A 12,331-nucleotide genomic window follows, 5' to 3' on the forward strand; every position below is an offset into this window, starting at 1 on the left:
ACAAAGCCGCCCAACTTGAATCCTTAACGCGGAAAACGGCATTGATTACTAATCATTCACCAATGCAGGCTCATAGGCGAGTTCATCGTCGTCGTACAAGCTTTCACCAACCGCCTGCTCTCTAAAATCGATCGTACAGATTACTAATCCTCTTCAACGCCCAAACTATTGGTTACAGTGTACCCGAATTGTTGGCGAATTACAAGCTTTCATTGGACCGTATACCCGCCGTCAAGCACGACGGCTTGGCCGGTCATCCCTTTTGCCCCTTCACTGGATAAAAACAGCGCCAAATCTGCTATTTCCTTCACATCCAACAGCCGCTTTTGAGGCACGAGCGGGTAAATCACTTCTTCCAGCACCGACTCCAGCGGAACATTCCTTGTTTCCGCCAAGTCTTGCAACTGATTGCGAACGAGCGGTGTGTCTGCATAGCCTGGACAAATCGCATTAACGGTTATCCCGTCTGCAGCAGTCTCCAATGCCGCCACTTTCGTCAATCCGATGACGCCATGCTTAGCTGAATTGTAAGCAGCTTTTCCTGCAAAGCCAACCAAGCCATTAATCGATGCCATATTGATGATGCGCCCAAAACCATTTTTCCGCATATGTGGCAGCACAAGCTTCGTCGCCACAAACGGGGCCGTCAACATGATTTTGACAAGCAGTTCGAATTTTTCAGTCGGAAAATCTTCAAGCAAGGCAACATGTTGCATTCCCGCATTATTGATTAAAATATCAATGCGTCCAAATTGTTCGATCGCATCATCCATCGCTTGCTGCAACTCAGGTTCGGAAGTGACATCGCATTTCAAACCGATCGCCTCTTTCCCAAGACCGGCTGCTGCTTTCTCCACAGCTTCCCCATCCAAATCGGTCAGCACCACTTTAGCACCGGCGTGTGAAAATTCTTTCGCAATTTCAAACCCGATTCCCCGAGCAGCCCCCGTGATAAAAAGCACTTTCCCTTCCACCATATCCATCCCCCTAATTCAATTAAACTGCGTCATGAAAATAGCCGCCAGAAGCGGCTATTTTCATATTTTATTATATCCCCAGTCCCAATGAGAATAAAACAATTGCGATGACCACACCAATTGCTGGAACAATAACGGTTACTGCCCCGACTGCGCCATATGCAGCCCGATGCGTTTCACCACAAATCGACTGGATTGTCGTTACAACATACCCATTATGCGGAAGTGAATCAAGTGCACCGGAGGAAATCGCCACAACGCGGTGTAAGGCTTCCGGATTTACGCCCATATCCATATAATGCGGTGCCAATAACGGTAAGGCAATTGCCTGCCCTCCTGATGAAGACCCGGTCATCCCCGCGATAACCGAGACGGCAATTGCAGCACCGATTAACGGGGAGCCCGGGATATTCGTCATTGCATCGACTGCCGTCTGGAAAGCAGGAACATTTTTTGCCACTCCCCCAAAGCCGACGACTGCAGCTGTATTCCCAATGGCAACGATTGCCCCAAGGGTTCCGGCAGAGACAGCCCCTCCGAAATTGGACGAGTATTTCTTGCCTACAAAGTATGTCGTGATGACTCCGCCTAAAAGTGCAACGATCAATGCGGATTGTGCAAGGGAATCATGGAAAACAAATGAAATTCCTAATACAACAAGCAGAGGAATCATTGACAAGAACGGATTTGGCAACTCGCGTGTTGTATCGAAGTTCGGATCCGTTTCCCGATCTACGAACCGTTCACCTCTGTTGAGGGCTTTGGTGACCATCTTTTTTAACCACCAATAGCCAAAGACAGCCATAAAAATCGCGACAATCGCACTGACTTGCCATCCTGCCCAAGGGGAAGTCCCTAAAAATTCGATTGGAATCCAGTTCTGAATTTCCGGCGAACCAGCTGATGTCATCGTGAAAGTCACGGATCCAAGTGCAAGCGTCGCAGGTATGAACCTCCTCGGCAAATTAGCTTGTTTAAATAAAGAGATCGCCATCGGATAGACAGAGAAGGCAACTACAAACAAGCTTACCCCGCCATACGTCAAAACAGCACAGGCCGCAACGATTGCTAAAACTGCATATTTCATGCCTAATGTCTCGACAAACCATTTGGCAACTGCATCCGCCGCCCCACTATCTTCCATGACTTTTCCGAATACAGCACCGAGCAAAAACATTAAATACCATGACATGATAAATCCCGTGAACCCAGTCATATAGCTTGTCACAAAGTTTGCTTCATCCCCTGCAGCAAGCTGGGAAAATAACGGCATCCCACTCATGATGGCAACAAAGAGTGCGGAAACCGGTCCAACAATTAAAATATTAACCCCTTTCATCGTCAAAAAGATCAGTAAAGCCAAGCCTCCGATAAGACCGATCATACTTAAGATCCCCATCACCATTCCCCCGAAACTTGTATTTTCCCAGAGTAAATCTGATATTAAAATTCAGGCTTATTTTCCAATCAACCGGTTCTGCAGAAGGTGAGATTAACTTTTTCACACTGGAATAAAAGTCTTTCAACTGCTAACGGAAAGACGATAGGTCAAAAAGGTAATCTTGGAAATTAGTTTACTTTTGCAAGATTTCTTGACTCCCAAGGATTATACGTCCAAATCGGTAAATTTATTCATTGGCAGAAATTCCGAAGCTTAAAACGATTAATTCAAATCTAAGAAAAACTAAAAAAAGCCCTGAACAATTCAAAATTGTCCAGAACTTTTTTAGCAGAAACTTAGAATCTTCCTTGTATTTTAAAGACAATTTCAGCAAACAACGTTGCAAAAAGAAATGTCCCTGTATAGACAACGAGCGAGATGACGACAATGCGCCAACCCAGCTTTTTAAAGCTGTCCAAATCTTTACCGAGTGAAAGTCCAGCATAGGCTAAAATGGGTGTTGCCAATGCCATAAAGTTAATTTCGCTAGTCTTTTCCACAAGCCATCCATTTCCAGGAAAAATAGGAGTTGTGACAATGAGTGCAATTAAAGAAATCCATACGACAGACGGCATCTTTGGTAAAACAGCATTCAATGCTAAACCTACCATGGTAATGATGACAATGACAATCATTCCGGGTAGTGCAGCTATCGGAGATACACCGTAACCAACCCAGTTCCCCAAGATGGCAATGACCCCGATCAAAGCGAGTACTTTGGCTTTTTCAATCATTATTTTGCTCCCTCCTTGCGAGTACGTCCAATTTTAGGCTCAAGCCATTCATAGAGACGCGCTGTGACAGGAAGAGAGAAAAATACGCAAAGATATGTTCCCAAAATGGTTGAAATCAAGTTGGCTGCTGCCGCAAATAAAGCGATATCTTCTGCATCGTCTGGGAATGTGACCGCAAGTGCACCAGAAGCTGCCGCCATCATACTTCCAGATCCGACCCCAGCACCCATTGCCAACGAAATCGGATGGAAAATACCAAGACTTCCCAAAAACCCGGCAAGCATTGCCAAATAAATGGCACCGAACACCGTTCCGCACACATAGACACCTAACGCTCCCCTACCTTCAGGAGAGTCAGCGCCATACTTTTCTGAAATAATTGCCAAGTTCGGCTCCCGGTCTATGGAGAATGTTGCACCAATCGCTTCCCGCTTCATCCCCATCAGCAGTGCAATCGGCAAGCCAATGGCAATCGTTCCGATAACATGTCCGACTTCCTGAAATGCCAACGATAGCCCAGCTTCGAAGATCTTCGGCAGGGATGGACCGAGCATCGTGCCCAACTTCGCGACGAATAACATGAACGATATGCCCAAGATCCCTGCAGCTTTTTTCATTTGCACTTCGTTCAAAAGCTTCAACTTCGGGAAGCTAACAATTCCGCCCCATATTAACACATAGAGCATCGGGAATAAGGCAACAGTCCCGACTCCTAAGTTAAACTGTTTAGTGCCGATCGCTTCACCGAGTAAGACGAAAATTAGCACAATTATATGTAGTTTCCAATTTTTCGCCATACTCATTTCATTTTTCTGTTTCATAACACGCCTCCTCACTACATCATTTTATGATAAGCTCCCGATCACTTCAATAGCAGATATTGTATCTTTAAAACCTTTTTCGGTGGTTTTGGGTGATTCAAAGAGCTGATATGAAAGAGGTACAAGGGAAGACAGTGAAGCTAATAAAGCCGTTGTCATCATATTTAAAGACAAATATTTGTTCATGTGACCCAAACTGAGTAAGACATTTTCATATTCTTTTTAAATACTATTTTAACAAAATATATTGAAAATTCAGCGTCATTAACCGGCGCGTCATGAAAAACGATATTCGCATTTTTCTCATCGAATACCCCACCGAAGTAGAAGGAAAAAGAGGATCCCGAAAAGGGTCCTCTTTTGAATCCTATCCTTCATTCTCTGACTGTATCCCGACTTTCTTCAAAGGCCGATCATAGAAGAGGCTTGTGCAAATCGGGATGATCAAAAAGGCTGTGATCACGAATAGCATCACTTGCACCCCATACTGGTCTGCAAGGACCCCTCCGAAAAATGGCCCAAGCATCCGACCGATCGTCGCAAAGGAGTTTACGATCCCTTGATAAAAACCGTCTCTCCCTTTCGGTGACAGCTGATTGGCAATCGTTGGAACTGCAGGCCAAACGAACATTTCGCCAAATGTCAAAATCACCATAGCAACGATGAATACCTTGAAAGTACCGGCAAAACTGAGCACGATAAAGGATGCAATAAAAATGATGAGACCTAAAAGCATCTGAGCCTTGATCCGGTGCTCCAATCGCCTGATAATCGGCTTGATGAGCGGTTGTCCAAGTACGATCAGCAAGCCATTGACTGTCCATAGCAAACTATATTGTGTCAATGTAATGCCGATGGACAAGGCATGCGCTGAAATCGTGGTCACCCATTGAGAATAGGCAAGCCACATGATCAGATACCCACCTGAAATGATAAGCAATGCGTAAAATGGAGCTTTTTGCTGTATTTTCTTCCTCTCTTTTATGACACTTGTATGGCGATCCGGTGCGATTTCCAAATTTCGATAACCCAAAAAAGCGAGCACGAAAAAGAAGACATAAAAAAAGAGATTTGCTGAAAATATATAATCGATGCTTATGGAGGCAACTAGTCCAGCTAAAGCAGGGCCAATCGCAACGCCGACATTCTGAGCAAGATAAATTGAATTGAATGCTTTCCGTCCACCCTCTGGCCAAAGTGTTCCGACCATCGCAAACATACTCGGGAAAATAATACCGCCGCCAAATCCGAGCAATGTTAAAAACCATACATAATGAGGCCATCCATGCCAAAAAACTAGACCGACAAGAGCAAATATGGAGATGATGATCCCTGAGAGGATTGATTTAAATCCGCCGATCCGGTCAAATAGTACTCCCCCAAGCAAATTCCCGATAACGCCAGCTCCCGAATTCGCCATGAGGACAAGCCCTGCAACGGATAACGACTTGCCTAAATAATCATGCATATAGATGGTGTTCAATGGCCATAGAAATGAATTCCCCATGACATTGATCAGCATACCGATAATGAGCAACCAAACCTTTTTAGGCACGCCATCATCTCCTTTCTACAATAAACTTATTTAGAGTGTATGCTTTTCCCATCATTTCGACAAGGTGAACAGGAAAAGTTCAGCAATTCAGATGATACAGCATCCCCGGAAACATGATACAATCTACTGTTAGAGGAGTTGAACCATATGGAAAACATCGCGTTACCGTTTCCTTCTGAAGGGAAACGTTATCATACATGGTCACGTCATTTAAAAGATGAATTTGGTTTCAAAGTATTTAAAGTGGCATTGGATGCGGGATTTGATTGCCCGAACCGGGATGGGACTGTCGCGTTCGGCGGTTGTACATTTTGCAGTGTTGCGGGATCCGGGGACTTTGCAGGTGATCGTGTCGATCCGATTGATGTTCAATTTGCAGAAATCCGTGATAGGATGCACAAAAAATGGAAAGACGGCAAGTATATGGCTTATTTCCAAGCCTATACAAATACGCATGCTCCCCTTCCTAAACTAAAGGAGAAATTTGAGGCGGCTCTCGCACAAGATGGGGTCGTCGCCTTATCCATCGCAACCCGTCCAGATTGCTTGCCGGATGATGTAGTCGAATACCTGGCAGAGTTGAACAAACGGACATACCTTTGGGTGGAGCTCGGCCTACAAACCGTCCATGAAAAAACCGCTAAGCTGATCAATCGAGCACATGATTTCGCAACCTATGTGGAAGGGGTCGAGAAACTCCGCAAACACGGGATTCGCGTTTGTTCGCACATCATCAACGGCTTGCCGCTCGAAGATTACGATATGATGATGGAAACAACGCGTGAAGTTGCAAAACTTGATGTTCAAGGCATCAAAATCCATCTCCTACACCTATTGAAGGGAACGCCGATGGTCAAACAATATGAAAAAGGACAATTGGAGTTCCTAGAAAAAGAACAATATATCAACCTTGTTGCCGATCAACTTGAAATCTTGCCTCCAGAAATGATCGTTCACCGCATTACAGGTGACGGACCGATCGATTTATTAATCGGACCGATGTGGAGTGTAACGAAATGGGAAGTGCTGAACGGGATCGACAAAGAACTCGAACGGCGCGGCAGCTGGCAAGGAAAGCACTATGTAAAGGCGGTCAAACAACAATGAAACTGCTTCGCGTACTTCCATTTTCAAAATATCTACTCAGTGAAACGATCGAAGCCGATGAAACGGTTGTCGATGCAACAGCCGGCAATGGGAACGACACCCTCTTTCTGGCCGAGCATGTCGGAGAGAAAGGACATGTTTTCGCGTTCGATATCCAACAAGCTGCCCTTGACTCGACGGCTGAACGGCTAGGGGAACTGAATGAACGCGTTTCGCTTATCCTTGATAGCCACGATAATGTTGAACAATATGTAACCGGACCGATCGGCGGTGCCGTTTTCAATCTCGGCTATTTGCCTTATAGCAATGATTTGTCAATTGTGACGAAACCCGAGACGACGATCAAAGCGATTCATATGTTACTCGGCCTATTAAAAAAAGGCGGCATCATCGCCATCTCCGTCTACGATGGCCATGAAGGCGGAAAAGAAGAGCGGGACGCATTGCTCAGCTATGTAAAAACACTGCACCAAGCGGATGTCCACGTCATTCGTTACGAATTATTAAATCAGCGCAACAACCCGCCTTTCCTCATCGCTCTCGAAAAGATGAGGGACTTTGAGATGGTTAAACAAGTGGATTAACAGAACAAAAGGTTGCCTTATTTGAGGCAACCTTTTGTTGTTGACATATTCACCTTTTAAAAGTGACGGATATCTGCAATCGGACCTACTTTTCGAAAGTCTTCTTTTTCCAAAAAGCTGATCAATTTTTCAGCCGTTTGTTCCGCACTGCTTAATAATCCCTTTTCTTTATATTCTACAAACCTCTCCAATAATGGAAATGCCTCTTCATGACTCGACCGTATTGTTTCCTGCATTCCCGTGTCAATAATGCCTGGCGCGATGGAAACGATGTCTACTGGATAGTCAGCACTTGCTTGTTCCAAGGCGACAACACGTGAAAAATGGTCAAGGCCCGCCTTAGTCGCACAATAGCTTCCCCAGCCCTCATATTCCTTTCTTCCTGCTCCAGATGAAATATTGATAATTCTCTTCTGTCCTTCAAAACCAACCAAATTTGCAATGAAAACATTCGAAAGAACCATCGGGGCTGTCAGGTTGAGCGCAACCGCTTGACGCATCGACTCTGCGTCAACAGAGCCAATCCGCCCAATTGGCTCCACCATCCCAGCATTGTTAATAAGCGTAAAGGAAGTCGCTATTTCTCTATGGTCGTCAATAATCTTCGAGAGCAGTCCTTCAAGATGTTCTGTAGCCGACAAATCTGTCACTACAAAATCTTTAGCATCTACTTGGGGCGTCCTTGCTATGCCGATCACCTTGTTTCCTTTTTCTCGAAGCTGTTTCACCAGTTCATTTCCGATTCCTTTTGAAGCACCCGTCACAATATACACTTCCATATAACTCTCCCCTTTCATCCACTATCATTTATACTACTACACAGTGACTTTCGTTGATAGACCGACGAATTGAATGTCCAAAAACAACGAAAAACCAATTCTTCCGAAGAAAAATTGGTCCTTGTATGTTTATTCCAATATTTTAATTTTGACGTCTTTACGACCCCATTTATACGCTTCGCTCTTAGTCGGGAAAAATACATCGATTTTATTCCCTTTGATGGCGCTTCCTTTATCGGCTGCAACGGCATAACCGTACCCTTCCACATGCACTTTCGTCCCAAGTTTAATGACTTTGGGATCGACAGCGATAACTTTCACATCCGGATTCTTTTTAAGGTTAATTCCCGTTGCAGTGATGCCGGTACAACCGTTGCAACTTGCCGTATAGGCGCTTGCCGAAACGGTGAATTCTTTGACCACATTATCAGAGTCTGACCGGGAAGGGGTCTTCGTATTTGCTTTTGCTACTGCTTTTGATTTAGTCGCTGCTTTAGCAGTTGTTTTCTCTTTTGTAATTTTCAATTTTTGTTTTGGATGAATGACATCCGATTTCAAATTGTTCCAAGCTTTTAATTCCGAGACTGATATTTGATACTTTTTCGAGATTTTATACAACGAATCTCCTTTTTGTACCGTGTAAGTCGAAGAAGCCGCCTGACTCTCTGTTGCCCCGGTGACCAATAATGCAATCGTAATGATGAGTGCTCCAAGAATTTTCTTCAAATGCTCTCCCCCGTGCTTTTTAGTCTATACTTAGATTAACAAGCTTCTATTACAGACACATTACAATAATCTTCCTTTCACATTACAAAGCAGAAAAGATTGTTACAGAAATGGAGTTTGATAACATGAAAACAATTTTGATTCGGCGAGCGACTAGACATGACGCAAAACCTATGGCGGATCTGCTTGCAAAGTGTCAATGGTTCACTTACAAAACGCTCTATTCCGATGAATATATCGAAAACTTAATCGCCCAATATTACAATGTGGAACGTATTGAACAAGAAAACGTCTCCATTAGTAAGGACTGGCACGGCTATTTCATAGCAGAAATGGAGAAATCGATTCTCGGGGTCATCGGAGGTGGAATGACAGATGCCTCCATCGGGGAAGTGTATGTCTTTTACATCGATCCTTCTCTGCGTGGACAAGGTATCGGCACCCGACTTCTCGATTTTTTTACGAAACACCAAAAGTTTACATACGGTGCACAGGAACAGTGGGTAGCTGTCGCTAAGGGCAATCAGCACGGCATCCCTTTTTATGAGGCAAAGGGCTTCACCTTTCACCACGAAGAACTGACCTACGGTACTAGGGAAGAAGATCAGGACATATCCCTGAAGTACAAGCGTGAAATCTAAGCGGTACATTATGAAAAAAGCTAGGAGATTTTTATGTTAGACATTTTAAGTTATATTCGCGAAATGCTTCCTTATATGGTTGCGGCATTACCTTTCATCCTTCTCGCTCGGTTCGGCTATAACCGAATACGCGGCGTTCAAAACTTGAATCTTTTGCACGAAATAGGTGCAGTCGCCTTTCTGTTGTTCATGACGGCGTTATTCTCTCAAACCATTCTGACATTCCTTTATACAGGCCCTATTGTTACACGTTCTTTCGCCAACCTGAATCTTGTTCCATTCAGAGTGTTTGTAGATAATTATTACGCCATTACGGAATTGCGCTTCTGGCAGCCGTTCATCATCAACTTCCTGGGGAACATTGTAATCTTCATGCCGATCGGTTTTCTTGTCCCGTTGCTATGGCGCGCATTCAATCGATTTTGGAAAACGACGCTTTTCGGCTTCTGTATTTCTTTTTTTATCGAAACAATGCAATTGACGCAAGCGAGGAGTAGCGACATCGATGACTTATGGTTGAATACGACAGGTACGATGCTCGGCTACGGGTTATACGTCGTCGCAAAGAAACTGATCCCACAATTGGATACGACATTTAAAAAAGTAAATTCATAAATGCAATATATTGTATACCTTCCAACTTCCATCGAAATCCGGTATAATAAAAAAATACTGACTTATATAGGATGGTGAATCATCATGCCGATACCTACCGATCTATCTAAACCGGTACGTAAAACTGCAAAAGAGAACGCTTTCGAACAGCTACAAGATTGGATCATCGATGGAACCTTACAGCCTGGCGAGAAGCTGAACGATACAGAGTTGGCCCAGGCATTAGGCGTGAGCAGGACGCCCATCCGTGAATCGCTTCAGTTGCTCGAAGTACAACGATTTGTGAAAATGTATCCCGGAAAAGCAACTCAAGTGACGGAAGTGGACAAAGAATCCATCACGGATTTACTGCCTCCTCTCGCCGCTTTACAAGCATTATCCGCCGAGCTCGCGATTCCGAATCTCACACCGGAAACGATCGAGCTGCTTGAACATACAAATAAACGCTTTGCAGATGCAGTCCTTGCCGAAGATTATTTTGCTGCCCTGAAGATCGATGAAGAATTTCATCAGATTATCGTCGACACTGCAAACAATCCGTATATTAAAACGACGGTACCCACCCTTCAAGTGCATGTCAGACGATTATTCTTCCATAATTCAATCGTCTTGACGAAAGACTCTATCGAAGAACATACGCGTATCATCGAACTGATGAAACAGGGTGATGCGGAAGGTGTATCTGCCATCATGCGTAACAACTGGGTGCGGGCGATTGACGAATTCCATCATTTACATGAAAACACAGCAAAAAAACCGGTTTCCTCCACATGAGGATACCGGTTTTTTCTGTATTACGATTGAACTGTTTCGGTGTGCGTCAAACGGGCAATCACTCCCGTAATGAGCATGACCACTAAAACTGGCAATAACCAGCCAAGACCGTCTTTGTAGAGCGGCAACACATTTTCATAGAAAGTAATGATCGGTGCCAACCATCCGAAATAGTCGATTTCAAGTAATTGACAAAGTGTTTTCAATCCATCCACCGTACTGATCAAGAAAGCAACGATTGTCGCCGCCACATAAACGGGACGTGCATGTTTGAACAATGGAGAGGTGAATGTCAACAACATGAGTACAACCGCAAGCGGATAAAGGAACATCAATACCGGAATGGAATACGTAATGATATTCGCCAAACCGAAGTTTGCTACTACAAAACAGAATACTGTAAAGATGATGACGAACATTTTATAACTTACTTTCGGAATAAGTGTGTGGAAGTACTCCCCACAAGCTGTCACTAACCCGATGGCTGTTGTTAAACAAGCTAGAATGATAACAATTGCCAATAACACAAGTCCGAATGTTCCAAGATAGTGGGCAGCCGCTTCACTTAAAACAGGACCACCTGTATCAAACAAGCCAAATTTCTCTACACTTGTAGCTCCTAAATAAGCGATTCCTACATAGATGAGTGCAAGAAAAGCAGTTGCCACGGCACCTGTTTTGGCTGTAGCTGCCAAGATACCACGTTTCGACGTCACACCCATTGATCGAAGTACATTGATAACAATGATTCCGAATACTAGAGCAGCAAGTGCGTCCATCGTATTATAACCTTCTGTAAAACCTTTCATGAAGGCACCATCGGCATAAACATCTTGTGGTGATCCGATTGCACCGATCGGATTGACAATGGCCATGACCAACAAGCCAATCAGTAGAATGATGATTCCCGGAGATAAGATTTTCCCGACATTATCGACAATTTTAGCCGGGTTCAATGATAACCAAAGTGTAAGACCGAAAAATAGTAACGTAAAAATAAGTAAGCCGATCTTTGTATAATCTTCGGCAATAAACGGTGCAATCCCAATATCATACGCAACTGCCCCTGTACGCGGCGCTGCGAAAAATGGACCGATCGTTAAATAGAGAAGTGATGTGAAAATCACTGCATATACAGGATGGATTCGAGTGGCAAGATCCTGCAAGTTTTGGCTACCAGAGAATCCCATCGCCAATACGCCGAGAAACGGCAAACCGACACCCGTAATTAAAAATCCAATAATCGCCAGCCATAAGTTCGACCCAGCGTACTGCCCAAGCTGTGCTGGGAAAATAAGATTTCCGGCACCAAAAAATAAAGCGAATAACATCACACCAATAACTAGGTATGATGAAAACGATAGTTTGGGTTGCATAATACAAATTTCCTCCTCAAATGTAAAAAAATATAAATATATATACAATATATCGCTGAAACAATAATACTCTTTTCATTTAGAAAATGCAATCTAATACTGAGAACTTTATTTATTTTCACAAATAGGAAAAATCCCAATTAAACCCCACGATTAAAGGATTTAATCTTGTTCCAATATTACAAAAATTATTTAAAAATA

The 12,331-nt window shown here is 43.8% G+C and carries 13 protein-coding genes and 1 other annotated feature (1 of these 14 cut by a window edge); of the genes, 5 read left to right on the forward strand and 8 right to left on the reverse strand.

Features of this window, described 5'->3' with window-relative positions; translation table 11 throughout:
* Positions 1-166: a binding site (T-box leader), on the reverse strand; it reaches 51 nt to the left of the window's first position.
* Between the two features lie 43 nt (positions 167-209).
* From MHZ95_RS09775 to MHZ95_RS09795, 5 genes are all read right to left on the reverse strand, one after another.
* Positions 210-977 carry a 3-hydroxybutyrate dehydrogenase gene (locus MHZ95_RS09775; protein ID WP_239390436.1) on the reverse strand — a complete coding sequence of 256 codons (768 nt, stop codon included), beginning with the start codon at positions 975-977 and terminating at the stop codon, positions 210-212.
* 70 nt (positions 978-1,047) lie between these two features.
* Positions 1,048-2,370: a GntP family permease gene (locus MHZ95_RS09780; RefSeq protein ID WP_370642998.1), complete on the reverse strand. Its 1,323-nt coding sequence runs from the start codon at positions 2,368-2,370 to the stop codon at positions 1,048-1,050.
* A gap of 344 nt (positions 2,371-2,714) precedes the next feature.
* A complete protein-coding gene (locus MHZ95_RS09785) occupies positions 2,715-3,152 on the reverse strand; it encodes a hypothetical protein (protein WP_239390437.1) in 438 nt (145 codons plus the stop codon).
* Positions 3,152-3,973, reverse strand: coding sequence for a DUF3100 domain-containing protein (locus MHZ95_RS09790; RefSeq protein ID WP_239390438.1), 822 nt, complete (start codon positions 3,971-3,973; stop codon positions 3,152-3,154). The genes MHZ95_RS09785 and MHZ95_RS09790 overlap by 1 nt, the downstream gene beginning before the upstream one ends.
* Before the next feature lie 367 nt (positions 3,974-4,340).
* Complete coding sequence (locus MHZ95_RS09795; RefSeq protein WP_239390439.1) at positions 4,341-5,528, reverse strand: MDR family MFS transporter; 1,188 nt, start codon at positions 5,526-5,528, stop codon at positions 4,341-4,343.
* 147 nt (positions 5,529-5,675) lie between these two features.
* Between MHZ95_RS09795 and mnmL the strand changes: the two genes are divergently transcribed.
* The gene (mnmL, locus tag MHZ95_RS09800; RefSeq protein ID WP_239390440.1) at positions 5,676-6,635 is read left to right on the forward strand and encodes a tRNA modification radical SAM protein MnmL/YtqA; all 960 of its coding nucleotides are present in this window, start codon (positions 5,676-5,678) and stop codon (positions 6,633-6,635) included.
* Positions 6,632-7,219 carry a tRNA 5-(aminomethyl)-2-thiouridylate-methyltransferase MnmM gene (gene mnmM / locus MHZ95_RS09805; protein WP_239390441.1) on the forward strand — a complete coding sequence of 196 codons (588 nt, stop codon included), beginning with the start codon at positions 6,632-6,634 and terminating at the stop codon, positions 7,217-7,219. The genes mnmL and mnmM overlap by 4 nt, the downstream gene beginning before the upstream one ends.
* A 56-nt stretch (positions 7,220-7,275) precedes the next feature.
* On the opposite strand, the gene MHZ95_RS09810 is transcribed toward mnmM, so the two are convergent.
* Positions 7,276-7,998 carry an SDR family NAD(P)-dependent oxidoreductase gene (locus tag MHZ95_RS09810; RefSeq protein WP_239390442.1) on the reverse strand — a complete coding sequence of 241 codons (723 nt, stop codon included), beginning with the start codon at positions 7,996-7,998 and terminating at the stop codon, positions 7,276-7,278.
* Positions 7,999-8,127: 129 nt separating this feature from the next.
* On the reverse strand, positions 8,128-8,724 hold the full coding sequence (locus tag MHZ95_RS09815) for a 3D domain-containing protein (RefSeq protein ID WP_239390443.1): 597 nt from the start codon (positions 8,722-8,724) through the stop codon (positions 8,128-8,130).
* A gap of 125 nt (positions 8,725-8,849) precedes the next feature.
* On the opposite strand from MHZ95_RS09815, the gene MHZ95_RS09820 reads away from it, so the two are divergent.
* From MHZ95_RS09820 to MHZ95_RS09830, 3 genes are all read left to right on the forward strand, one after another.
* The gene (locus MHZ95_RS09820; protein ID WP_239390444.1) at positions 8,850-9,365 is read left to right on the forward strand and encodes a GNAT family N-acetyltransferase; all 516 of its coding nucleotides are present in this window, start codon (positions 8,850-8,852) and stop codon (positions 9,363-9,365) included.
* 33 nt (positions 9,366-9,398) lie between these two features.
* The gene (locus MHZ95_RS09825) at positions 9,399-9,980 is read left to right on the forward strand and encodes a VanZ family protein (protein WP_239390445.1); all 582 of its coding nucleotides are present in this window, start codon (positions 9,399-9,401) and stop codon (positions 9,978-9,980) included.
* An 84-nt stretch (positions 9,981-10,064) separates the two neighbouring features.
* Positions 10,065-10,754 (forward strand): GntR family transcriptional regulator, encoded by a 690-nt coding sequence (locus MHZ95_RS09830; RefSeq protein WP_239390446.1) that lies wholly within the window; start codon positions 10,065-10,067, stop codon positions 10,752-10,754.
* Between the two features lie 20 nt (positions 10,755-10,774).
* On the opposite strand, the gene brnQ is transcribed toward MHZ95_RS09830, so the two are convergent.
* Positions 10,775-12,130: a branched-chain amino acid transport system II carrier protein gene (gene brnQ / locus MHZ95_RS09835; protein WP_239390447.1), complete on the reverse strand. Its 1,356-nt coding sequence runs from the start codon at positions 12,128-12,130 to the stop codon at positions 10,775-10,777.
* Positions 12,131-12,331: the final 201 nt, after the last annotated feature.

Source organism: Sporosarcina sp. ACRSM, from assembly GCF_022346545.1.
GTDB lineage: Bacteria > Bacillota > Bacilli > Bacillales_A > Planococcaceae > Sporosarcina.

What these genes read in the sequence shown, in the direction of transcription:
- MHZ95_RS09775 (WP_239390436.1), bottom strand. Translation starts at nt 977, where the DNA reads ATGGTGGAAGGGAAAGTGCTTTTTATCACGGGGGCTGCTCGGGGAATC.
- brnQ (WP_239390447.1), bottom strand. Translation starts at nt 12,130, where the DNA reads ATGCAACCCAAACTATCGTTTTCATCATACCTAGTTATTGGTGTGATG.
- mnmM (WP_239390441.1), top strand. Translation starts at nt 6,632, where the DNA reads ATGAAACTGCTTCGCGTACTTCCATTTTCAAAATATCTACTCAGTGAA.
- MHZ95_RS09820 (WP_239390444.1), top strand. Translation starts at nt 8,850, where the DNA reads ATGAAAACAATTTTGATTCGGCGAGCGACTAGACATGACGCAAAACCT.
- MHZ95_RS09830 (WP_239390446.1), top strand. Translation starts at nt 10,065, where the DNA reads ATGCCGATACCTACCGATCTATCTAAACCGGTACGTAAAACTGCAAAA.
- MHZ95_RS09785 (WP_239390437.1), bottom strand. Translation starts at nt 3,152, where the DNA reads ATGATTGAAAAAGCCAAAGTACTCGCTTTGATCGGGGTCATTGCCATC.
- MHZ95_RS09790 (WP_239390438.1), bottom strand. Translation starts at nt 3,973, where the DNA reads ATGAAACAGAAAAATGAAATGAGTATGGCGAAAAATTGGAAACTACAT.
- MHZ95_RS09810 (WP_239390442.1), bottom strand. Translation starts at nt 7,998, where the DNA reads ATGGAAGTGTATATTGTGACGGGTGCTTCAAAAGGAATCGGAAATGAA.
- mnmL (WP_239390440.1), top strand. Translation starts at nt 5,676, where the DNA reads ATGGAAAACATCGCGTTACCGTTTCCTTCTGAAGGGAAACGTTATCAT.
- MHZ95_RS09825 (WP_239390445.1), top strand. Translation starts at nt 9,399, where the DNA reads ATGTTAGACATTTTAAGTTATATTCGCGAAATGCTTCCTTATATGGTT.